The organism is Candidatus Profftella armatura (Diaphorina cf. continua), assembly GCF_016593155.1.
Lineage (GTDB): Bacteria > Pseudomonadota > Gammaproteobacteria > Burkholderiales > Burkholderiaceae > Profftella > Profftella armatura_A.
Genome location: NZ_AP023215.1, coordinates 63,279 through 88,646, shown reverse-complemented (window position 1 = coordinate 88,646; position 25,368 = coordinate 63,279). Strand labels below are relative to the sequence as shown.

Here is a 25,368-nt window from a genome sequence, read left to right as displayed (position 1 = left end):
AATATAGTTTTTAAATAATTTATAAAAAAATTTTTTTAAAAAAAATACTATACTATTAATAGTAAGCTTTAGATAGTTTAATTATTTATATTTTTAATAATTTTTTTATACAAATAATTTCCTGCGTCTTGAAAGGAAATAGAAATTTGTTTTAATGTAGGATTATTATATTGGTTACGTAAATCTTTAATAATTAAAGTGTTATTTGCGATTTCATTTTCTCCTATTATAGCAGCAAAACTAGCATTACTAGCATTAGCGCGCTTCATTTGAGATTTAAAGTTTTCAGGTATATTGTTAAAAATACAATTTAAAATAACTTTTAATCCCAATGTTCGTAAATTTTCAGATAGTAAAAATGCTTTTAATTCTGCTTCTTGTCCTACGTGAACTATATATATATCACATGTATTTGAAGAATTATAATTTATATTTGATTTTTTTATTAACTCAATTAACCGCTCTACTCCTATAGCAAATCCAGATGCTGGAACAAATTTATTACTAAATTTTTTGATTAAAAAATCATATCTTCCTCCGCCACATATAGAATTTTGTGAACCTAATTTATCGGTAGTCCATTCAAAAACGGTGCGATTATAATAATCCATTCCTCTTACTAATTTTGTATTAATTTTATAAGAAATATTATTATATTTTAAAATTTTTTGAACATTATTAAAATGATCTAAAGAATCTTTTTCTAAATAATCTAGTAATTTTGGTGCATTACTTAATATTTTTTGTATAATTAAATTTTTACTATCTAAAACACGGAGTGAATTTAAAGATAAACGATGTTTTATATCATCACAAAACCATTTTGAATCTTTATGTTTTTCAATATAATTAATTAGATCAATACAGTATTTTTTTCTTTCATGAAAATTTCCAATAGAATTAAGTTCTAAATAAATATTTTTTAATTTTAAATTTCTCCATAATCGAGAGCACATTATAATTAATTCGGCATCAATATCTGGACCAGGAAAACCAATTGCTTCTACACCAATTTGATAAAATTGTCGATATCGTCCACATTGAGGTCGTTCGTGACGAAACATTGGCCCACTATACCAAAGTCTTTTAGGACCATCATAAATTAAATTATTTTCAATTACCGCTCGTATAACACTTGCAGTTCCTTCTGGGCGTAATGATAAATTATCTCCATTTAATGCATCAATAAAAGAATACATTTCTTTTTTCACAATATCGGTTGCTTCTCCTAGAGAATGCATAAATAAAGAAGTAGATTCAACAATTGGTGTTCGTATTTGTTCAAATCCATAACTTTTTAATAAAAAAAATATTTTATTTTCCAGTAATTCCCATAATTTAGAATCGATAGGTAAAATATCATTCATACCTTTAATTCTATATATTTTATTCTTTTTTTTAAACATTTTGCATTTATTTAATAAAAACATTAATAATTAAAAATAAATTTTAATTAATAATTTAATTGAATATAAATTTAAAAAATTAATTAACTATTAATTAGTTTAATTAAATGTGATTTAATATTTTACCTGATAACTGCCCGCAAGCGGCATTAATATCATTTCCTCGTATTTTACGTATAGTAACAAAAAGACCAGAATTCATTAAAATTTTTGCAAATATTTTTATACGAGAACTTTTAGAGCATATTAAATTCGAATTAGGAAAATAATTAAATGGAATAAGATTAATTTTACATGACATTAATATTTTATTTTTTTTCATGAGAGAAATTAATTCTAGAGCATGAATATCTTCATCATTAATACCATGAAGCATACAATATTCAAAAGTTATCATATGACGTGGAGAATAAGTAATATATCGATGACAAGCTAATATTAATTCTTTTAAAGGATATTTTTTACTTATAGGAATTAATTGATTCCTTAAATTATCATTAGATGCATGTAAGGATATTGCTAATTCTACTGGACATTCTTTCGATAATTTATCAATCATTGGTATAATTCCGGTAGTTGAGAGTATCACATGACGTCTTGATAAACCATAGGCGTGATCACTTAATATTAATTTTAAGGCACCGATAGTGGATTTATAATTTAATAATGGTTCTCCCATCCCCATCATAACTATGTTAGTAATTTGACGATTTTTTATAAAATCAATTTTAATATTTTTTTCTTTTCTTAATTTAAATTCAATAACCCATAATTGTCCAATAATTTCTCCAATTGTTAAATTGCGAATAAATCCTTGTTTTCCAGTAGAACAAAATATGCAATTTATTGCACAACCTACTTGCGTTGAAATGCATAAAGTATTTCTATTTTTTTCTGGAATAAAAACGGTTTCTATTATATTTTTTTTAACATTAAAAATCCATTTACGAGTTCCATCAAAAGAAATTTGATCACTAATTATATGAGGAGCTTTAATATATCCAGAGTTTTTTAATTTTTTACGTAAAGATATGGAAATATCTGTCATTTTATTAAAATCAGATACACCAAATTTGTGAATCCATTTTTGCAATTGTTGAGCACGGAAAGGCATTTCACCTAATTCTTGACAATAATTCACAAATTTTAATGGGCTTAAATCTAATAAATTAATCATTTATTAAATTGATATAAATTTTTAAGTATTTTATAAATATTTTGAATAAATATTTGAAATTGAAAAAAAATATGAAATTTCAAATTTTGCATTTTTAATAGAATCAGATCCATGTACTATATTTTTATCAATTGACTCCGCAAAATCCGCGCGAATTGTTCCTTTAGTTGCTTTTATTGGGTTGGTATCACCTATTAAAATTCTATGTTTCTTAATCGCATCCTCTCCCTCTAATACCTGAAGAAACACAGGACCAGAAATCATAAAGTCTACTAAATTTTTAAAAAAAGAACGTGTTTTATGTATTGAATAAAATTTTTCAACATCAATTTTTGATAATTGCTTCATATAAGCAGCGATAATTTTCAAACCTATTTTTTCATAACGATCATAAATTTCACCTATTATATTTTTTTTTAATGCATCTGGTTTAAGAATTGATAATGTTTGCTCGATTGTCATTTTATAAATTTTCTAATTAATTATTATTAAGTAATTTACTAAATTTAACTTATTTTCAAGTAAAATTCAATTTTTATAAATATGTATTTATTTTTATAAATTTTTATTTTCTAAGAATATTAAGAATAAAAATATTGCATTTCCATGATACGAGAAACTATACGCTTAAATTCATTTGATAAAGGTCCCTTAGTATATAATTTAATTGGTTCAACTTCAGCTAAAATAATTAATTTTATTTTATACTCATAAAATATATCAATTAACCAAGTAAAACGACGAACTTCTAAGGACATATCAATAGACATACGGGGAACATTCGATAATATTATATTTTTAAAATTATTAGCAATCTCTAAATAATCATTTTGTGAATATGCCTCTTTACATAATGTAAAAAAATCAAACCAAATTATATTTTTAGAACAACGTACTGTATATATTTTACGATTTCCAGTAACATAAATATATGAATTTTCTTCTGAATTTTTTTTTATTTTATTAAATAAATGTAATAATTTATTGTTATTTAAAGTATTTATGGGTGTATAATAATAACTATTTTTTTTTGGTAAAAACCTGTAATCAATATCACCGTTAATATTTATGATATCCATTTTTTCCTTTAATAATTTAATTATTGGTAATATATGATTATAATGTAAGTTATCTGAATACAATAAATTAGGATTATAATTCGATGTTATAATAAGGGATACATTATTATCAAGTAATTTTTTAAAAAAATTAAAAAAAATTATAGCATTAGCTGTATCTAATATATGAAATTCATCTAAATAAATAAGCCAATATTTTTTAGATATTTTTAATGCTATATTATCCAATGGATTTAATAAATTTTTTGATTTATGAAGTATATAATGTATATTTTTTATCCATTCATAAAAATGAAAACGAATTTTTTTTTCAAATGGAATCATGGAATAAAAAAAATTCATTATATATGATTTTCCTCTACCAACATCTCCCCATAAATATATTCCTCGAGGTACTTTTTTACGTAATATTATTTTTTTAAAAAAATTTTTATTATATTTTTTATATTTTACCCATTTTTCATACGTTAATTGTAAATAATTAATTACTTTAATTTGTGAAGAATCAAAATAATATTTTTTTTTAATTAAATAATTTATGTAATGTTCTTTAAAATTCATTAACAATATAAATTAATAATTAATAGAACGATTTTCAATTGACATAGCAGCTTCTTTTATTGCTTCCGATAATGATGGGTGCACATGACATATTCGCGCAATATCCTCAGATGATGCACGAAATTCTATCGCCATAACTGCTTCTGAAATTAATTCAGATGCCATTGGACCAATAATATGAATACCTAAAATTTCATCTGAATTCATATCAGATAATATTTTAACCATACCCGATGTTTCACCTAAAATACGCGCACGACTGTTAGCCAAAAATGGGAATATACCAACATTATAAGAAATATTATGTTTTTTTAAATATTGCTCAGTTTTACCAACAGAAGCAATTTCAGGAAGGGTATAAATGACAAAAGGTAAAGCATTAAAATTAATAGAATGTTTTTGACCAGAAATATGTTCAGCGACCATAATTCCTTCTTCTTCCGCTTTATGAGCGAGCATTGGGCCTCTTACAACATCACCAATTGCATAAATATTAGATATATTAGTTTCACAATTATCGTTAACTATGATAAAATTATTTTCATTCATCTTTAAACCAATTTTATCAATATTTAAATTATTTGTATTTGGAATTCTACCTATAGAAATTAATAATTTATCAAAAATTGATGTAATTATTTCTGTTTTTAAATTAGTTGATTTATTAGTGTAATTAATCAAAATATTTTTTTTATTAATTTTAATATCATGTATTTTAACATTAAGAATTATATTTAATCCTTGTTTAGTTAATAAATTATATGCTTTTTTTGAAATTTCCTCATCCACTATATTTAAAAAATTAGATGATATCTCTAAAATAGTAACTTTAGAACCTAATCTTCTCCAAATACTCCCTATTTCAAGACCAATTACACCAGCACCAATAATACAAAGTTTTTTTGGAACATCAACCATTTCTAACGCACCTTTATTAGATAAAATTAAATTTTCATCAAATTTTACATCTGGAAAAGATCTTGCATTAGAGCCAGTTGCTATAATTATATATTTAGCGGTAATTATTATTTCTTTGTTTTTATTAATAATTTGAATTTCATAAAAATCATTATATATTTTTCCAGTAAAAGTTGCATGACCATGAAAAAATTTTATTTTATATTTTTTAAATAAAAATAATATTCCTGCATTATTTTGTTTTATTATATTATTTTTTCTTTCTAGCATTTTTTGTAAATTTAATTTTATATTTTCTATATTAATGCCATATTCAAAAAACGAATTTTTTGTATTTTCAAAATAATTAGAGGTTTGTAATAAAGCTTTAGATGGAATACATCCAACATTTGTACAAGTTCCTCCTAATGCAAAATTTTCTGCATGATCTTTCCATTCATCAATGCAGGCTGTTTTAAATCCTAATTGTGCTGAACGAATTGACGCTACATATCCTCCAGGACCAGCTCCAATAACTATAACATCAAAATTTTTATTCATAATAAAACTCTCTTATTAACTTTAATTTAAAGTTTATTTAAAATTATTTTATAAATCCAAGAATAAACAATATGGATCTTCTAGATTTTTTTTAATTACCGCAAGACTGAGCACTGCTTCACGACCATCTATTATTCTATGATCGTATGATAATGCAAAATAATTAATTGGACGAATTACAATATTATTATTTTCAACAATAACACGTTTTTTTATTGCATGAACACCTAAAATAGCTGATTGAGGAGGGTTAATAATTGGAGTTGAAAGCATAGAACCAAATACACCTCCATTTGATATAGTAAATGTACCTCCACTCATTTCTTCTGGTAAAAGTTTATTATTATGTGCTTTATTACTAAATTCATTAATTTTTTTTTCAATATCAGAAATTGACATTATATCTGCGTTACGTAATATTGGAACAACTAATCCTCTAGATGAGCTAATAGCAATTCCAATATCATAATATTTATGATAAATAATATTACTACTATCTACTGAGGCATTAATAATTGGATATTGCTTTAAAGCAGAAACAACTGCTTTTACAAAAAAAGACATAAAACCTAATTTTACATTATGTTCTTTTTCAAATTTATCTTTATATTTTAAACGTAAATCAATTATTGATTGCATATTAACTTCATTAAATGTAGTTAAAATTGCGCTATTAGCTTGTGATTGTAATAAACGTTCCGCAATACACATACGCAATCTGCTCATAGGAACATATTCTTCTAATCGAGAATTATTTTTTATAGAAATATTATTTAAATATGGTTTAGATTTTTCGGGTATTTTTTTATTTATATTTTTTATCGATGATAAAACCTTAAGAACATCTTCCTTAATTATACGACCATCTTTACCTGTACCATTAATTTGAGAAATTTTTAAATTATTATCTGAAAGAATTTTTTTAGCAGAGGGCATTGCAATAGTATTAAGATTTTTTATATCTTTTTTATTTTTTATTTCTGTTTTAGAGTTTAATTTAGAAACATTGGTATCGATTAGTGCAATTACTTGATTAGAAGTCACAATAGATCCATCAGAAATAATAATTTTATTAATTATACCATCTTGTGGAGCCGGTAATTCTAATATTACTTTATCTGTTTCGATATCAATTAAATTTTCATTACGAACAACTAATTCTCCTTCCTTTTTATGCCAATTTAATAACGTTGCTTCTGATATAGATTCCGATAACTGCGGAACTTTTACTTCAATAAGTGCCATAAATTTTTCTCCATAATATTTTAAGTATTTTAATTTTATTTAAAAAAAGCATTATTTAATAAAGTTATTTGTTCTTCACAATGTTTACTATAATAACCGGAGGCAGGTGATGCACTACAAGATCGGCCTGCGTATATTAATTTTTGAGTTGATGTTAAATTTTTTAAAATATTTTCTTGTATTTGTGGCCATGCTCCTTGATTTTTGGGTTCATCTTGAGCCCATACTAATTTCTCAAAATATTTAAATTTTCTTAAAATTTTTAAAAAATCTTCATGAGGAAATGGATAAAGTTGCTCAATACGAATAATCGCAACATCATTTTTATTTTTCTTTTTTCGAAAATCAAATAAATTATAATAAAGTTTACCAGAACAAGCGATAATCCTTTTTACTTTTTTAGGATTAATTATATCATCTATTTCACTAATAATTTTATTAAATTTACCGGTTGCTAAATCTATTAAAGTTGAAGATGCTTCTTTTTTTCGTAATAAAGATTTAGGAGTTATAATAATTAATGGTTTTCGAATTGGGCGAATCATTTGATAACGTAATAAATGAAAAATTTGAGAAGCAGAAGTTGGTTGTACTATTTGCATATTATTATTTGCGCATAATTGTAAAAAGCGTTCTAAGCGAGCAGAGGAATGCTCCGGGCCTTGACCTTCATAACCATGAGGTAACATTAGAGTTAAACCAGATATTCTACCCCATTTTTCTTCACTAGAGCTGATAAATTGATCAATAATTACTTGTGCGCCATTAGCAAAATCCCCAAATTGTGCTTCCCAAATTGTTAATGTATTTGGTGAAGATGTTGAAAAACCATATTCAAATCCTAATATAGCTTCTTCAGAAAGAATAGAATTAATTATATGAAATTTTTCTTGATTTTTACTAACATTATGTAAAGGTACATAGGTTGATATATTATCTTTTTTTGAATATTCATAGTCTTGATTATAAAGTATGGCATGACGATGAGAAAAAGTACCTCTACCAGAATCTTGTCCAGATAGACGAACTCCATAACCGGATATAACTAATGATGCATATGATAAATGTTCCGCCATACCCCAATCTAAATTCAATTGACCGCATCCCATTGCAACTCGATCTTTTAAAATTTTTTTAACTAACTTATGTAATTTAAAATTTTTAGGTATATTAGTTATTTTTTTTGATAAAATTTTTAATTTTTCTAAAGATATTGAGGTATTAGTATTAAAATTATTAATATATTGATTTTTTAAAAATGGAGCCCATTTTAATGTAAATTTATCATGAATAAAATTTGATGGTATAGAATTAACGATAGATTTACCGGTATTTATCATATCATTAAATTCCTTTATCATATGCTCGCTTTCATGTTTTGTTAAAATTTTTTGTGTATCTAATTTATTGGCATATAATTTACGAATACCTGGGTGTTGAAAAATTTTTTTATACATTAAAGGTTGCGTTAATGATGGAGTATCTTGTTCATTGTGCCCCAATTTACGAAAACAAATAATATCTATAATACAATCTTTTTTAAATTTCATTCGATAATCCACGGCAATTTGAGTAACTAATATTACAGCCTCTGGATCGTCTCCATTAACATGAAAAACTGGTGCTTCAATTATTTTCCCTATATCTGAGCAATATAAAGTAGAACGTGAATCATTTGGACTAGTTGTAAAACCAATTTGGTTATTAATTATAATATGTATAGTTCCTCCAGTATTATAATTATTTATTTGAGAAAAATTTAGAGTTTCCATTACTACACCTTGTCCGGAAAAAGCGGCATCACCATGCACTAAAATTGGTAAAACTTGTGTACCAAATTTATCATTTCTTCTTTCCATTCGTGCTTTAACAGACCCCTCAACAACAGGATTAATAATTTCTAAATGAGAAGGATTAAATGCTAAAGATAAATGAATTATTCCTCCAGGAGTATTAATATTAGAAGAAAATCCTTGATGATATTTTACGTCACCAGAAAGTAAATTTTTGCTATTTTTATCCTCGAATTCATCAAATAATTCTTTTGGTTTTTTTCCTAAAATATTTACAAGAACATTTAATCGTCCACGATGAGCCATACCTATAACAATTTCACGAATACCTTTTTTTCCGGAGCGTTGAATAATTTCATTTAATGATAAAATAAAACTTTCACTCCCCTCTAAAGAAAAGCGTTTTTGACCCACATAACGATTATGTAAATAACGCTCCAATCCTTCTGCCGCTGTAAGAAGAAAAAGAATATTTTTTTGTTTTTCTTTTGAAAAATTTGGAGTTGCTTGAGTTGACTCTAATTGTTCTTGGATCCATTTAACTTCTTTTAAGTTATTAATATACATAAATTCAGATCCAATATTACTAGTATAAGTATTTTTAAGAAATTTTAATAAATTTCGTAATGTTATTTCTTTAACTCCAAAAAAAATATTATTAACATTAATAATAGAATCCATATCAGATTCATTAAAATTATAAAATTTTATATTTAATTTAGAAGCTAAATTTATTTTTTTTATTTTTTGTTTTAATGGATCTAAGTTAGCAAAATATACACCTAATCTACGGTAACTATCTATTAAAGATGTTAATTCGAATTTTTTATGATTTTTTTTATAAATAGAAATATTATCTGTTTCTTTATTTAAATTTTTAAAATTTATATTTAATTTATTTTGATAATTAATAGATTGCATTAAATCAAAACATATTTTCCAATTTTCTGATATAGAATTTGAATTTTTTAAATAAGATTTATATAAATCTTCTATATATAAAAGATTTTCACTATAAAAATAAGAATATAAATTATATTTCTCGTATTGATTTGTCATTTTACTTACCTATTTTATATTTTACGAGATGAATTAAATTATGTAATTTTTTTACAATTAAATAATTTTTAAAAACTGCCCAGTGTATAACTGGGCATAATAATATACACAATTAAAAATTTTTATTTATAGTTTAAACTTCTTTTAGGTGATCCAACAAATAATTGTCTAGGACGACCGATTTTTTTATTTGGATCAGATATCATTTCATTCCATTGTGCAGCCCAGCCCGCAGCACGTGCCATCGCAAAAATACAAGTAAACATAGATGTTGGAATCCCGAGTGCTTGTTGTATAATTCCGGAATAAAAATCTACATTTGGATATAATTTACGGGACACAAAATAATCATCTTCTAATGCTATTTTTTCTAATTTTATAGCCAATTTAAACAATGATTTATTTAATAAATTAAGTTCATTAAGAACCTTATAACAAATATTACGTATAATTTTAGCTCTAGGATCATAATTTTTATAAATTCTATGTCCAAATCCCATTAGTTTTATATTAGATGATTTATTCTTAATTTTTTTTATAAATTTAGAAATATTTTCAGTTTTATCAATTTTTTTAAGCATATTTAGTACAGCTTCATTTGCCCCACCATGTAAAGGCCCCCAAAGACAAGCGATGCCGGCAGCAATACAAGAAAATGGATTGGCACCAGAAGAACCAACAAGACGAACAGTGGATGTAGATGCATTTTGTTCGTGATCGGCATGTAAAATTAAAATTTTATCTAATGCCTTTGTGAGAATTTTATTAATTTTATATTTTTTGCATGTATTTGAAAACATCATATATATAAAATTATCGCAATATTTAAAATTATTAGAGGGGTAAATAAATGGTTTACCTACATTAAATTTATAAATCATAGCTATTAAAGTTGGTAATTTAGCAATTATTCGAATTGTAGATATTTCACGATAATAAGGATCATTAATGGATAAAGAATCGTTATAAAAAGTGGGTAATGCGCTAACTAAACTAGTTAATATAGCCATTGGATGAGCGTTTCGAGAAAAACCATGAAAAAATGAAAATATTTTTTTATCAACCATAGTATGTTCTGTTATAGTTTGTGTAAATTTATTATTTTGTGTTTTATTTGGTAATTCACCATATAATAATAAATAACAAATTTCCATAAAATTGCAGTTATTTGCAAGTTGCTCAATTGGATATCCTCTGTATAATAATTCACCAATATTACCATCAATATATGTAATTGCAGAATTACATGACGCAGTTGACATAAATCCTGGGTCATAAATAAATTTTCCAGATATTTTATAAAAATTTTGTATATCAATTACGTCAGGTCCAATAGTTCCTTTATAAATTGGGAATTTTAATGACGGAGTGCCATCTGAAAATGATAAAGTAACTTTACTATCAGAAATAGGCATATTTTCCTTTTTTAAATAAATAAAATATTAATTAACAACATATAATATTAATTAACAACATATATATATTTATTTTTAAAATAATTAAAAAATTAAATTAACAACAATTTAAATTTTATAATTATTTTATATCAATAAAATTATATTAATAAAATTTTTATTAAATTTTATGTAGAATTTTTTATTAAAAATATTTTTAATATTTATTATTATATTATTCTATAAATCATCAATTCTTTAATTTTATTAATTGAGCGATTGGGATTTAATCCTTTTGGGCATGTATCTACGCAATTCATTATAGAGCGACAGCGAAATAAACGATATGGATCTTCTAAATTATCTAAACGAAAATTAGTAGCTTCATCGCGATTATCAGAAATAAAACGATAAGCCTGTAATAATCCAGCTGGCCCAACAAATTTATCAGAATTCCACCAAAATGAAGGACACGCCGTAGAGCAGCATCCACATAATATACACTCATATAAACCATCAAGAATTTTACGTTGTTCAGGAGATTGTAATCGTTCTTTTTCAGGAGGATTATTATTTGTAATTAAAAATGGTTTAATTGAATTAAATTGTTTAAAAAATAATGTCATATCAACAACTAAATCACGAATAACAGGTAATCCTGGTAATGGTCGTATTATAATTGGCTGTTTTAATTCATTTAAATTTGTAATACAAGCTAATCCATTTTTTCCATTAATATTCATTGCATCTGAACCGCAGACACCCTCCCTACAAGAACGACGTAATGTTAATGAATCATCAATATCATATTTAATACGCTGTAATGCATCTAATAACATTTTATCATTTGATGATAAATGAACTAAAAATTTTTGTATATAAGGTTTTATATCATAATCTGGATTATAGCGATAAATTTTAAATTTAATTATGCGTTTCATATTATTTTTTATTAAAAAGTACGTACTTTAGGATGAAAAGTTTTAACTGTTAAAGGTTTTAAATTAACTGATTTAAATTCAATTCGATTTCCATTAGAATACCAAATTGAATGTTTTAACCAATTAATATCATCTCGATTTTTAAAATCATTATGCGCGTGAGCGCCACGAGATTCTTTGCGAGAGAAAGCTGCAGAAATAGTGGCTTTAGCTGTTTCAATTAAATTATCTAATTCTAGTGCTTCAATTCTAGCAGTATTAAAAACTGTAGATTTATCTTTAAAAGAAATATATTTACGTCTTTCGTCTAAAATCATAATTTTTTTATAACCATTTTTCATTAATTCATCTGTTCGAAATACACCACAATAATTTTGCATAGTTTGGCGAATATCATTAGCTACATCTTGAACACGCTCAGATCCTTTATTATTTTCTAATTTTGATAAACGACCAATAATAGCGTCAATAGTATTAAAAGGAAGTTTTTTATTATGGAAATTTTTAAGTTTTAAGCTAAGGATATGATTACCAGCAGAACGACCAAATACTAATAAATCGAGTAATGAATTAGTTCCAAGTCTATTGGCTCCGTGTACGGATACGCAAGCACATTCACCAATTGCATATAAACCGTTAACAATTTCATTATCATTGTTTTTAGGTATTATAACTTGGCCATAAATATTAGTTGGAATACCACCCATTTGATAATGAATAGTTGGTATAACTGGAATAGGTTCTTTTAATGCATTTACATTTGCAAATTTATGTCCAATATCTAAAATTGATGGTAGACGATTTATAATTGTTTCGGAATTAATATGTCTTAAATCTAACATTACATGATCTTTATTTGGTCCACAACCGCGTCCTTCTTTAATTTCTTGATCCATTGCTCGGGATACAAAATCACGAGGGGCAAGATCCTTTAAAATAGGCGCATAACGTTCCATAAAACGTTCACCATTAGAGTTAATTAAAATTCCACCTTCACCTCGAACACCTTCTGTAATTAAAACTCCGGCACCTGCAACTCCAGTCGGATGAAATTGCCAAAATTCCATATCCTCAAGAGGTAATCCCGCTCGTGCTGCCATACCAATTCCATCACCAGTATTTATAAAAGCATTAGTAGAAGCCGCCCAAATACGACCTCCTCCTCCTGTAGCTAAAATTGTTATTTTAGATTCCAATATCATTATATTACCAGTTTCTATTTCTAATGCAACAACCCCTAAAATATCACCCTCGGAATTACTAATTAAATCAATAGCCATCCATTCGATAAAAAAATTAGTTTTAGCATGTAAATTACGTTGATATAATGTATGTAAAAGAGAATGACCAGTACGATCTGCCACAGCGCAAGCGCGAGCTATAGGTTTTTCTCCAAAATTAGCTGAATGTCCACCAAATGGTCTTTGATAAATTGTACCATTTTTATTTCGATCAAATGGCATACCAAAATGTTCTAATTCATATACAACTTTTGGTGCTTCTTTACACATAAACTCAATAGCATCTTGATCCCCAAGATAATCAGATCCTTTAATAGTATCAAACATATGCCAATGCCAATTATCTTTTGACATATTACCTAACGAAGCACTAATCCCCCCTTGAGCGGCAACTGTATGTGAACGAGTAGGAAAAACCTTAGATAAAACTGCGACATTTAAATCTTTTTGCGCTAACTGCAGTGAGGCCCGCATACCGGATCCTCCTGCGCCAATTATTAATACATCAAAACGATGATTTGTAATAATAGATTTATTAAAAATCATTATATTCTCCATAATATTTGTATTGCCCAATTAGCACAATTAATTAACCATAAAATACTAAAAATATATAATATTAATTTAATAATAACTGATTTTACGTAATCCATTAATATATCACGTATACCAATCCATGCATGATAAAATAAACAAATTAAAACAGAAAAGCTAATTATTTTAAACCATTTATACTGAAATAAATTAGACCAATTTTCATAACTAAAATTAGTAGTAGTTAATAAAAAAAATAACAGAATTATTGTATAAATTACCATTATAACTGCAGTTATACGTTGAGCCAACCAATCACGTGCACCATAATGGGCGTTAAAAAATTTATTTTTTGATTTAATATTGTTATCGCTATTCATTATTATATTACTCCAAAAAATTTTAGTGTTATAATTAATATTAAAGATAAATTTATTATTAATATAAAAATAGCTGATTTGTTTGAAATATTTTTATCTAAACCAATATTTAAATCCATAATTAAATGACGGATACCGGAAAAAAAGTGATTTAAATATAACCAGATTAATGTTAAAATTAAAATTTTAAAAAAAAAATTCGATGTAAATTTTTTAAAAATTTCATATGAATTTTTTGAATTTAAACTTTGATCTAATAAATATAAAATAAAAGGTAATAAAAAAAATATAAATAATCCACTGATACGATGCATTATTGATACAATCCCACTGGGGGGTAAACGATAATTAATAATTTGAAATATATTTATATTTTTATATTTTTTTTGATTTTTAAGTTTATTTATTTTATTCATTGTTAAAATCCTTTTGAGATGTTTGTTTTTAACTTTATGTGAACATAATTAATTATATTAATAATTTTATGAAATTAATAATATTTTAAAATTTTTAATTTTGGAGATTTATATATGCTTAAAAAACCAGTACGAATTTCTATTACAGGCGCAGCTGGTCAAATTGGTTATAGTATTATATTTCGTATTGCTAATGGGGATCTTTTAGGTAAAGATCAGCCAATAATTTTACAATTACTTGAGGCGTCAAATAAAAAATCACAAAAAGCGATTAAAGGTGTAATTATGGAAATTGAAGATTGTGTTTTTCCATTATTAATGGATGTTAGTGCTCATAAAAATCCAATAACAGCCTTTAAAGATGCAAATATTGCTATATTAATTGGCTCCCTTCCTAGAGGAAGTAATATGAAACGTTCTGAGTTATTAGCTATTAATTCTCCTATTTTTATTGAACAAGGAAAGGCATTAAATTCCGTTGCTTCACGTGATGTTAAGGTTTTAGTTGTTGGAAATCCAGTTAATACTAATACATATATTACAATGAAATCAGCCCCAGATTTATCTTATAAAAATTTTACAGCTATGTTGCGTCTTGATCATAATCGAGCAATAGCAAAATTAGCATCTAAATTAAATGAGCCTGTATCATCCATTAAAAAAGTATTTGTTTGGGGTAATCATTCATTATCTATGTACGCTGATTATCGTTATGCAACAGTTAATGGGGTACTTATTAAAAATATTATTAATAATAACTCTTATTGGAATAAAAATGTTTTTTTGCCCGCTATCAGTAGACGAGGAGAAGAAATTATTTCTATTAGAGGGGTATCATCAGCTGCATCAGCCGCATCAGCGGCTATAGATCATATAAAAGATTGGATTTTTGGAACAAATAATTGGGTAACAATGGGAATTCCTTCAGATGGCTCATATAATATACCTAAAGATATAATATTTGGTTTTCCGGTAAAAACTAAAAATAGTAAATATAAGATTATTCAAGATTTAAAAATTGATAAATTTTCTCAAAAAAAAATTAATCTTTCTATTGAGGAATTAAAAAATGAAATTTGTGGTATTAATCATCTTATGCGATAATTTTTAAAATCATTTTATTAAATGTGAATAGAAAGTTATTATGTTTCATAAAAAAACTATCTTAAAAGAATTTAAAATTTTTGAGAATAAAAAGGGTAAATTTTACTCATTACCCGCTTTAGAAGAAAAATTTGATATTAATATTTCTCGTTTACCTATATCAATTAGAATTATATTGGAATCAATAATACGTAATTATGATTGCAAAAAAATTACTGAAGAATATATTTATGAGTTAATGAATTGGAAACCTCAAGATTTAAGAATAAAAGAATTACCATTAATAGTTACACGTATTTTATTACAGGATTTTACAGGTATACCACTTTTAACGGATTTAGCTGCGATGCGTAGTATTTCTAAAAAAATAAATAAAAATCCTAAAAAAATTGAACCATTAGTTCCTGTAGATTTAATAATTGATCATTCTGTTCAAGTTGATTTTTTTGGAGAAAAAAAAGCTTTAGATTTAAATATGCAATTAGAATTTAAACGTAATAAGGAACGATATCAATTTATAAAGTGGGGTATGCAGGCTTTTAATAAATTTAATGTAATACCACCTGGATTTGGGATTGTGCATCAAATTAATTTAGAGTATTTGTCTCGTGGGGTATTAAATAAAAATAATATTTATTATCCGGATATAATTGTTGGAACTGATTCTCATACTACTATGATTAATAGTATGGGTGTAGTTGGTTGGGGAGTTGGTGGAATTGAAGCGGAGGCGGGGATGCTAGGTCAACCAATTTATTTTTTAATACCAGATGTAATAGGGGTTAATTTAATAGGTAAATTAAATGAGGGAGTAACAGCAACAGATCTTGTGCTTACAATTACTAAATTACTTAGAAAAAAAAAGGTAGTTGGAAAATTTGTAGAATTTTTTGGAGATGGTGTAAAATCTTTATTATTAACTGATAGAGCAACTATTAGTAATATGGCCCCAGAATATGGTTCTACAATTGGATTTTTTCCGATAGATAAAATGACTGTTAATTATCTTTATAATACCGGTCGTAATAATTTAGAAATTAACGCATTCGAAAGTTATTTTCGATCTCAAAAATTATTTGGTATTCCAAAAATAGGAGAAATAGATTATACAGATATTATAACATTAAATCTTGATAATGTGTTACCATCATTATCTGGTCCTAAGCGTCCACAAGATCTTATTAAATTAAAGGATGTTAAAAAAAAATTTACTGAATTATTAATTAAACCAACTTCAAAAAATGGTTTTAATAAAAATATTAATGAATTAAATAAAATATATACTACTCAAGATGGTATTAAAATTAAAAATGGAGATATATTAATTGCTGCAATTACTTCATGCACCAATACATCAAATTCTAATTTAATGTTAGCTTCTGGTTTATTAGCCAAAAAAGCAGTAGAATCAGGTTTAGAAATTTCACCAAAAATAAAAACATCACTTACTCCAGGATCTAGAGTAGTAACTGAATATTTAAATAATTCTGGTTTACTTTTATATTTAGAAAAATTAGGTTTTAATATTGTTGCTTATGGTTGCGCTACTTGTATTGGAAACTCTGGAAAAATTAAATCTCAAATAGAAGAAATTATTATTAATAATAATATAATAGCATCATCTATATTATCAGGAAATCGAAATTTTGAAGCACGGATTCATCCAAGTATTTATGCAAATTTTTTAGCTTCTCCTCCATTAGTAATAGCTTATGCTATTGCTGGAAATATATTAATAGATATTACAATAGAACCATTAGGAAGAAATAAAAATGGTAAAAATATTTATTTAAATGATATTTGGCCATCTAGTCAGGAAATTAATTCTTTAGAAAAGTTTACATTAAATAGAAATTTATTCTATTTTAATTATAAAAATATTAAAAATAATCCTGGAAAATTATGGAACAATATTACTGATATTGTAATTGATGATATTTATGATTGGCCGATTTCAACATATATCTCTAAACCTCCATTTTTCAATAATTTTAAATTAAATTTTGAATCTTTTTCAGAGGAAATTAAGGGAGCAAGAGCATTATGTATCTTGGGTGATTCTATAACTACTGATCATATTTCTCCAGCAGGATTAATTGAAGAATTTAGTCCGGCAGGAAAATGGTTAATTAATAACGGTGTTTTAAAAAATGAATTTAATTCTTATGGTTCTCGTCGCGGAAATCACGAAGTTATGATTCGGGGTACTTTTTCCAATAAACGTATAAAAAATTTAATAACTTCTTTGGGTAAAAATAGTAAACAAATCGAAGGTGGATTTACATATTATCAACCTAGCGGTGAAAAAATGTCAATTTATGATGCTGCCATGAAGTATATTTCTAATAATATTTCTACTATAATATTTGCGGGTAAAGAATATGGAACAGGATCATCACGTGATTGGGCGGCTAAAGGAACTAAATTATTAGGAGTAAAAATGGTAATTGCTCGTTCCTTTGAACGTATTCATCGTGCAAATTTAATAGGAATGGGTGTATTACCATTACAGTTTTTAAATAATGATAGTGTACAATCTTTAAATATTACAGGTAATGAGTATTTTGATTTAAAAGGAATTTCAAAAAATATTAAACCATTACAAGAAGTAGATTTTATTATTTATCGAAAAAATAGAAAAGAAATAAAAAAAATAAAATTATTATTGCGTATCGATACTCCAATGGAAATTAAATATTATAAAAATGATGGTATTTTACCATTTGTATTGCGTGAACTATTAAATTAATAGAAATTAATTTTGAAAATATAAAAAAATTTAATTCTATATAATAGAAAAAATATTTTTATAAAATTTATGTTCGTAATTTTGCATTAAAAGTTTTACAAACAGAATTAATTAATGCATTAATTGCATTATTTATGATATTATTTTTTAAAGTTTTTTTAGGATCCTGTAATGTACATCTAAAAGCAAAACTTTTTTCATTTTCTTTGAGTTTTTTTCCACGATATTCATCAAATAATGTAATGGATTGTATTATAAAGCAATTTGAGTTATTATTTTTTTCAAAAAACATAGTATTCATGATATCCTGTAAATTAATATTCTTATTAAAAATAAATACTATATCACGAGTAACATTAGGAAATTTAGATATTGGAATATAATTTGGTATTTTACGTTTTTGTAATTCTAGAGCATCAATCTCAAAAAATATTGGAGATAATGGTAAATCATATTTTTGTTTTAATATTGGATGAAGTTCACCTATAAAACCAATATTTTTTTCTTTTCTTAATATAAGAGCTGATCGATTGGGGTGTAAAATAGAATTATTTATTTTTGAAAATTTTAATTGTATAGGAAAAAATAAATTTTCTAAATCATTTTTTAAATCAAAATAATCAATATTACGATTTTTTTCCCCCCACTGGGGTTCTAGTAGTGGGCCATAAGAAATTACTGCTATTTTTTTTGATTCTTTATAACCTGATACAGTAAAGGGGCCATCTTTAATTCGATTATCATGTAAATAAATATTAGCGATCTCAAACAAACGAATACGCTCTAATTTTCTTTTTAAGTTATAACATACATTATTAACTAAACTACCAATAAGAGTTGAACGCATTGTATTGAATTTATTAGAAATTGGATTTAATAATTCAATTGGATGATTATTAATATTTTGAGAAAAATCTTTTTCTAAAGAATCTTCAATAAAACTATAATTTATAACCTCTTGATAGTCCGCAAAAGCAAGTTGATGTCTAATAGAAAATAACGATTGCCATCCTTCTTTTACTGGGGACAGTTTAGAGACAGTAATAGGTAACGATATAGGAATATTTTTAAATCCATAGATACGTATAATTTCTTCAATAAGATCTTCTTCAATTTCAATATCAAATCGATGTGCCGGGGGAGTAACCAAGAAAATATTATTTTTTTGAATAAAATTAAATTTTAAACGAATGAAAATATTAGAAATTTCTTGATTTGTTAATTTAATACCTAAAACTTTAATAACGCGTTCTGATCGAATTTTAATCTTTTTTCTAACTGGTATATTAACAATTTGATCATCTATTTGAGATATTTTTGATGACGATGTTCCGCAAATTTCAATAATTAAATTAGTAATACGCTCTAAGCATTTTATCGTTTTACTAAAATCAATACCCCTCTCAAAACGGTATGATGATTCAGTGACAAGATTATAATGATTAGCTTTTCCGCAAATTGAATTAGGCCACCAAAATGCTACCCCTAAATATATATCTTTTGTATTTAAAGTTACAGTCACGTCAACTCCCTCAATAATACCAGATAATGATATTATTTTAAAATTATCAGAAATAATTCCAGTATTTTTATTAATATTAATAGTTAAATCATTAGATATTTTAAAGGTTTCACCGATATTTCCCCATCTTATATTTAATTCACCGTAAATTTTAGATAAATCAAATATATTAATAGGAATTCCTAATTCTAACATTACGTAATTTGTAATATCAGGCAAGACGGAAATAAGTTTTTGTCCGCTATCCTCAAGGCGTATTTGCATCCATTTAGGGGTTGATGTTTTAGGATTTATTCCCCGAATAATGCGTCCAGAAAAACGACCACATAAATCCATTGCCAATATTTTAACTGGCAAAATTTCTTTATAATTTGGTAAGGTAATTTTAGTATTTAGTAATTTTAATGGAGTGTTACTTAATATAGATATTTCACGCGCTATTCCAAATAAAGATAAACAATCACCTCTATTGGGTGTTAGTTTAATAATAAATTTTAAATTATTAAATTGATAATAATCATAAAAATTTTTTCCAATAGGTGCATCTTCTGGTAATTCAAGTAAATATTTATTTTTATTGTTTATTTTTAAATCATATGCAGAACATAACATTCCATATGATTTAATTCCATGAATTTTTTTTACACTAATTATAAAAGATTTTTTTTTATTAATACATGGTAGCGAGGATCCAATTATAGCGCATGGAACCTTTAATCCAACACGTATATTAGGTACATTACAAACAATATCTAAAATATTTTTATAAGTATCAACCTTACAAATATTTAAATTATCTATATCAGGGTGTTTAATAATATTTATTATTTTACCAATTATTACTTTAGAAAAAATTGGAATGGTTGTTTCTATTTTTTCTACTTCTAATCCAGACATTGTTAATAAATCTGCAAGATCATTAGAAGACAATTTTGGATCAATTATTGTTCGTAACCAATTTTCAGGAATTTGCATTGTTAAAATTTTTTATTTAATATATAAAATTTAATATAAAATCAAGTAAATTGTTTTAAAAATCTAATATTTCCCTTATAAAATAAACGTAAATCATTTATACCGTAACGTAACATAGTTAATCTTTCTAACCCTGATCCAAAAGCAAATCCAATATATTTTTCGGGATCTAAATTCATATTACGCAAAATTTTTGGGTTTACTTGTCCTGCTCCAGAAATTTCTAACCAATTACCTTTTAATGGTCCATCTTTAAAAAAAATATCAATTTCTGCAGATGGTTCTGTAAAAGGAAAATAAGAAGGTCTGAAGCGAATTTGTATGTTATTTGATTCAAAAAAAATACGTATAAAATTTAAATAAATACCTTTTAAATCTGAAAAACTAATATTTTTATCAATCCATAATCCTTCAATTTGATGAAACATGGGAGAATGAGTTGAATCATTATCAATACGATATACACGACCGGAGGTGATTACTTTAATAGGCGGTTTATGAATTTTAGAATAACGAATTTGCATAGGACTCGTATGTGTACGTAATAATGGTTTATTATTACTAACATATTTATTTTTAATATAAAAAGTATCGTGCATTGAACGAGCGGGATGATTTTTTGGGCTATTTAATGCAGTAAAATTATTAAAATCTGTTTCAATTTCCGGTCCATCTGTTATATCAAAACCAATAGAATAGAAAATTTTTTCAATACGCTCTAAAGTACGCATAATTGGATGTAACCCTCCTTTATTTTTACCTCTTCCAGGTAAGGTTATATCAATTTTATTAGTTTTTAATAATGTTTGTAATTGTTTTTTTTTTAAAATTTCACGATGAATATTAAGTTCTTTTTCAATTTTTATTTTTACAGAATTAATAATTTTACCATATTTTTTCCGCTCATTTATAGAAAGTTTTTTAATATTTTTTATATATTGAGTTAATTTACCAGTTTTACCAAGATAATAAGCTTTTGTGTTTTCTAAAGAAGAAATACTTGATGCGGAAGAAAAATCAAATTTAGCTTGTATAAACAGTTCTTTTAATTGATTCATATAAATAAAAAATAATAAATTATTAATTTAAAAAGCTTTATTAATTAATTAAATTTTCTTTTATTTGGTTAACAATAGAAGAAAAAACTAATTTATCTGTAACAGCTATACTGGCTAATAATTTACGATCTAATTGAATAGAAGATTTTTTTAAACCATTTATAAATGTATTATAAGTAATATTATGTTGTCGAACTGAGGCATTAATACGAGCAATCCATAATGATCTAAATACACGTTTTTTATTACGTCGATCACGATAAGCATATTGCATAGCATGCATGACTGCCTGTTTAGCAACACGATACACAGAATTTCGACGACCAAAATAACCTTTTGCTTGTTTTAAAACTTTTTTATGACGGGCACGCGCTGTTATTCCGCGTTTTACTCTAGACATAATAATATTTCCTTTTATAATACAAGGTTAAGAATTTGGCATCATAGCTCGCACAGATGCTATATTGCTTTTATGAACAGATACTAATCCACGTAATTGACGTTTAACTTTAGTAGATTTTTTAGTTAAAATATGACGTTTAAAGGCTTGTCCACGCTTAATGCAACCTCCGGGGCGTATACGAAAACGTTTTTTTGCGCTGCTTTTCGTTTTTATTTTAAACACAGAAAATAACTCCTTTATATAAATTTTATTTAATTTTACTAATATTATGATTTACTGATATTATATGAATATATATTTTTATATTGTTATTGTAAATATGCATTAATTATTTTTTTTTAGGAGATAAAATCATTATCATTTGACGACCCTCTATTTTAGGAAATTGTTCGATTTGAGAATATAATTCTAAATCTGATTTGAGGCGTTCAAGTACACGAAATCCAAGATCTTGATGAGATATTTCGCGTCCTCGAAAACGTAATGTAATTTTAACTTTATCGCCCTCCTCTAAGAATCTAATTAAATTACGTAATTTAATTTTATAATCACTTTCATTAATACATGGTCTAAATTTAATTTCTTTAATTAAAATAACTTTTTGTTTAAGTTTTGCTTCATGTGCTTTTTTTTTCTCTCTATATTTAAATTTACCATAATCCATAAGACGCGCCACAGGAGGTTTCGCAAAAGGAGCTATTTCAACCAAATCAACATTTTCTTTTTCAGCTAAATAAAAAGCTTTTTCTAACGTAACAATACCTAATGGTTCATTTTTTATTCCAGATAAACGTAATTTTGGTGCTATAATTTCTCGGTTAATTCGATGCTTAGATCTATTTGTAATTATTTTTTTCTCCTATTAAATTTAAAAAATAATTTAATTTTTATTTATGAATATTTAGTATTTATCTCATTTATTAGACGTATAACTAACATATCAATTGACATAATACCAAGATTAATATTACCTCGCGCACGAACAGTTATTTTATTTTCATAAAGCTCTTTATTACCAATTATTATTATATATGGTAATTTTTCTAAAGAGTGTAATCGTATTTTATAGGCAATTTTTTCATTACGCAAATCTACTTCAGCTCTAAATTTTTTATTTTTTAAAAAATTTAATATTTTTTGAGCATATTCAATTTGTTCTTTAGAAATATTAAGTATCATAACTTGTATTGGAGCTAACCATAAAGGCATAGCGCCAGAATAATTTTCAATAATAATTGCGATAAAACGTTCTAATGATCCAATAATAGCTCTATGTAACATAACTGGTGTTTTACAAGTATTATTTTCTGTTATATACTCTGCTCCAAGACGATATGGCATAGAAAAATCAATTTGTATAGTACCGCATTGCCAGGAGCGCCCAATTGAATCCTTTAAATGATACTCAATTTTTGGCCCATAAAATGCTCCTTCTCCCGGAAACTCTTCCCATGTAACTCCAGAACCACTAATTGCTTCGCGTAATGAATTTTCAGCTAAATCCCAAATATTATTTTCTCCTATTCTTTTATTCGGACGTAAAGCTAATTTTATTTGGATATTTTTAAAACCAAAATCATTATATACCTTATGTACTAATTCATTAAATATAATAATTTCATTTTTAATTTGTTTTTTTGTACAAAAAATATGCCCATCATCTTGAATAAAACCTCTTGTTCGCATCATTCCATGTAAAGAACCAGATGACTCGTTACGATGACACTGACCAAATTCACCAAAACGTAATGGTAAATCACGATAACTATGAAAATTAGAATTATAAATTTGAATATGTCCAGGACAATTCATTGGTTTTAATGCATAAAAACGATTTTCTGATTTTGTGGTAAACATATTATCTTTATAATTTTCCCAATGACCAGTTTTTTTCCATAATGAAAGATCTAACATTTGTGGTGTTTTGATTTCTTTATAACCATTATTTTTATATATTTTCCGTATATATTTTTTTATTTCTTGTAATATAATATATCCTTTTGGATGCCAGAATATTAACCCCGGACTTTCTTCTTGAAAATGAAATAAATTTAATTTTTTCCCTAATTTACGATGATCTCTTTTTTCTGCTTCTTTGATCATGTATAAATATATTTCTTGATCTTTTTTTGTGACCCAAGCTGTTCCATATATTCTTTGTAATTTTTTATTTTTTTGATCACCTTTCCAATAAGAACCCGCTAATTTTATTAATTTAAATATTTTTAATTTTCCTGTTGAGAGAACATGAGGACCTCGACATAAATCAATAAAAGAACCAATGCTATATAAAGATATTTCTTGATTCTTAGGAATTAAATTAATAATTTTTTTTTTAAATTCTTCATCAACAGAATTAAAATATGAAATCGCTTTATCGCGAGTTATAATTTTTTTTAAAAAAAATTCATTTTTTTGGGAAAGTTCAATCATTTTTTTTTCAATTAATATTAAATCTTCTTTTGTAAAAGAACGTTTATATAAAAAATCATAATAAAATCCATTTTCTATTACTGGTCCAATTACCATTTGAGAATCAGGAAATAAATTTTTGACTGCATAAGCCAATAAATGCGCGGTTGAATGACGGATTATATTTAATCCAATATTATCTTTTTCTGTTATTATAGTTAAATTTACATCATGATCAATTACGTAAGATAAATCTACTAATATACCATTTAATTTACCGATTATAGCTGATTTAGCTAGATTCACATTAATATAAGAAGCAACCTCTAACACTGTTATAGGTTTAGAAAATTGCAACTTTAATTTATTTGAAATTTGAATTGAAATCATAATATTTTAAATAATCTTGTAATTTTACAATTTTTCTATATTTTTTGAAATTTGTAAACAAAAATCTTAAT

20 protein-coding genes are annotated in these 25,368 nt (G+C 25.4%); 2 read left to right on the top strand and 18 right to left on the bottom strand.

The genetic code is table 11. The features are described from left to right. Nucleotides 1–77: 77 nt before the first annotated feature. The 12 genes from hisS to sdhC all read right to left on the bottom strand — a co-directional run bounded on the left by hisS (nt 78) and on the right by sdhC (nt 14,684). Nucleotides 78–1,406 carry a histidine--tRNA ligase gene (hisS, locus tag JIC14_RS00470; RefSeq protein WP_201329849.1) on the bottom strand — a complete coding sequence of 443 codons (1,329 nt, stop codon included), beginning with the start codon at nt 1,404–1,406 and terminating at the stop codon, nt 78–80. 103 nt (nt 1,407–1,509) lie between these two features. Beyond that, nucleotides 1,510–2,583 carry a 23S rRNA (adenine(2503)-C(2))-methyltransferase RlmN gene (rlmN, locus tag JIC14_RS00465; RefSeq protein ID WP_201329848.1) on the bottom strand — a complete coding sequence of 358 codons (1,074 nt, stop codon included), beginning with the start codon at nt 2,581–2,583 and terminating at the stop codon, nt 1,510–1,512. Nucleotides 2,584–2,613: 30 nt separating this feature from the next. Next, nucleotides 2,614–3,045 carry a nucleoside-diphosphate kinase gene (gene ndk / locus JIC14_RS00460; protein ID WP_201329847.1) on the bottom strand — a complete coding sequence of 144 codons (432 nt, stop codon included), beginning with the start codon at nt 3,043–3,045 and terminating at the stop codon, nt 2,614–2,616. A gap of 119 nt (nt 3,046–3,164) precedes the next feature. Beyond that, nucleotides 3,165–4,223: a cell division protein ZapE gene (gene zapE / locus JIC14_RS00455; RefSeq protein ID WP_201329846.1), complete on the bottom strand. Its 1,059-nt coding sequence runs from the start codon at nt 4,221–4,223 to the stop codon at nt 3,165–3,167. Nucleotides 4,224–4,235: 12 nt separating this feature from the next. Beyond that, nucleotides 4,236–5,681 carry a dihydrolipoyl dehydrogenase gene (gene lpdA / locus JIC14_RS00450; protein WP_201329845.1) on the bottom strand — a complete coding sequence of 482 codons (1,446 nt, stop codon included), beginning with the start codon at nt 5,679–5,681 and terminating at the stop codon, nt 4,236–4,238. Nucleotides 5,682–5,729: 48 nt separating this feature from the next. Beyond that, entirely contained in the window at nt 5,730–6,926 is a 1,197-nt protein-coding gene (odhB, locus tag JIC14_RS00445) for a 2-oxoglutarate dehydrogenase complex dihydrolipoyllysine-residue succinyltransferase (protein ID WP_201329844.1), read from the bottom strand. 35 nt (nt 6,927–6,961) lie between these two features. Then, nucleotides 6,962–9,778, bottom strand: a complete 2,817-nt coding sequence (locus tag JIC14_RS00440) for a 2-oxoglutarate dehydrogenase E1 component (protein ID WP_201329843.1) — start codon at nt 9,776–9,778, stop codon at nt 6,962–6,964. Between the two features lie 122 nt (nt 9,779–9,900). Beyond that, the gene (locus JIC14_RS00435) at nt 9,901–11,193 is read right to left on the bottom strand and encodes a citrate synthase (RefSeq protein WP_201329842.1); all 1,293 of its coding nucleotides are present in this window, start codon (nt 11,191–11,193) and stop codon (nt 9,901–9,903) included. A gap of 209 nt (nt 11,194–11,402) precedes the next feature. Next, nucleotides 11,403–12,113, bottom strand: coding sequence for a succinate dehydrogenase iron-sulfur subunit (locus tag JIC14_RS00430; RefSeq protein WP_201329841.1), 711 nt, complete (start codon nt 12,111–12,113; stop codon nt 11,403–11,405). Nucleotides 12,114–12,124: 11 nt separating this feature from the next. Further along, nucleotides 12,125–13,900 (bottom strand): succinate dehydrogenase flavoprotein subunit, encoded by a 1,776-nt coding sequence (gene sdhA / locus JIC14_RS00425; RefSeq protein WP_201329840.1) that lies wholly within the window; start codon nt 13,898–13,900, stop codon nt 12,125–12,127. Continuing rightward, nucleotides 13,900–14,268: a succinate dehydrogenase, hydrophobic membrane anchor protein gene (sdhD, locus tag JIC14_RS00420; RefSeq protein ID WP_201329839.1), complete on the bottom strand. Its 369-nt coding sequence runs from the start codon at nt 14,266–14,268 to the stop codon at nt 13,900–13,902. The genes sdhA and sdhD overlap by 1 nt, the downstream gene beginning before the upstream one ends. Before the next feature lie 2 nt (nt 14,269–14,270). Further along, complete coding sequence (gene sdhC, locus JIC14_RS00415; protein WP_201329838.1) at nt 14,271–14,684, bottom strand: succinate dehydrogenase, cytochrome b556 subunit; 414 nt, start codon at nt 14,682–14,684, stop codon at nt 14,271–14,273. 114 nt (nt 14,685–14,798) lie between these two features. Here sdhC and JIC14_RS00410 point away from each other — a divergent pair, with 114 nt between their 5' ends. Together JIC14_RS00410 and acnA are read left to right on the top strand one after the other, a co-directional pair. Continuing rightward, nucleotides 14,799–15,788, top strand: a complete 990-nt coding sequence (locus JIC14_RS00410) for a malate dehydrogenase (protein ID WP_201329837.1) — start codon at nt 14,799–14,801, stop codon at nt 15,786–15,788. A gap of 40 nt (nt 15,789–15,828) precedes the next feature. Further along, nucleotides 15,829–18,537 carry an aconitate hydratase AcnA gene (gene acnA, locus JIC14_RS00405; RefSeq protein WP_201329836.1) on the top strand — a complete coding sequence of 903 codons (2,709 nt, stop codon included), beginning with the start codon at nt 15,829–15,831 and terminating at the stop codon, nt 18,535–18,537. 67 nt (nt 18,538–18,604) lie between these two features. On the opposite strand, the gene pheT is transcribed toward acnA, so the two are convergent. The 6 genes from pheT to thrS form a co-directional block, all read right to left on the bottom strand. After that, complete coding sequence (gene pheT / locus JIC14_RS00400) at nt 18,605–21,034, bottom strand: phenylalanine--tRNA ligase subunit beta (RefSeq protein WP_201329835.1); 2,430 nt, start codon at nt 21,032–21,034, stop codon at nt 18,605–18,607. Nucleotides 21,035–21,075: 41 nt separating this feature from the next. Continuing rightward, a complete protein-coding gene (pheS, locus tag JIC14_RS00395; protein ID WP_201329834.1) occupies nt 21,076–22,092 on the bottom strand; it encodes a phenylalanine--tRNA ligase subunit alpha in 1,017 nt (338 codons plus the stop codon). Nucleotides 22,093–22,132: 40 nt separating this feature from the next. Then, nucleotides 22,133–22,492 (bottom strand): 50S ribosomal protein L20, encoded by a 360-nt coding sequence (gene rplT / locus JIC14_RS00390; RefSeq protein ID WP_201329833.1) that lies wholly within the window; start codon nt 22,490–22,492, stop codon nt 22,133–22,135. A gap of 27 nt (nt 22,493–22,519) precedes the next feature. Beyond that, nucleotides 22,520–22,717, bottom strand: a complete 198-nt coding sequence (rpmI, locus tag JIC14_RS00385; RefSeq protein WP_201329832.1) for a 50S ribosomal protein L35 — start codon at nt 22,715–22,717, stop codon at nt 22,520–22,522. A gap of 106 nt (nt 22,718–22,823) precedes the next feature. Next, nucleotides 22,824–23,342: a translation initiation factor IF-3 gene (gene infC, locus JIC14_RS00380; RefSeq protein ID WP_425305472.1), complete on the bottom strand. Its 519-nt coding sequence runs from the start codon at nt 23,340–23,342 to the stop codon at nt 22,824–22,826. Between the two features lie 44 nt (nt 23,343–23,386). Further along, entirely contained in the window at nt 23,387–25,297 is a 1,911-nt protein-coding gene (gene thrS / locus JIC14_RS00375; RefSeq protein WP_201329831.1) for a threonine--tRNA ligase, read from the bottom strand. Nucleotides 25,298–25,368 lie beyond the last annotated feature (71 nt).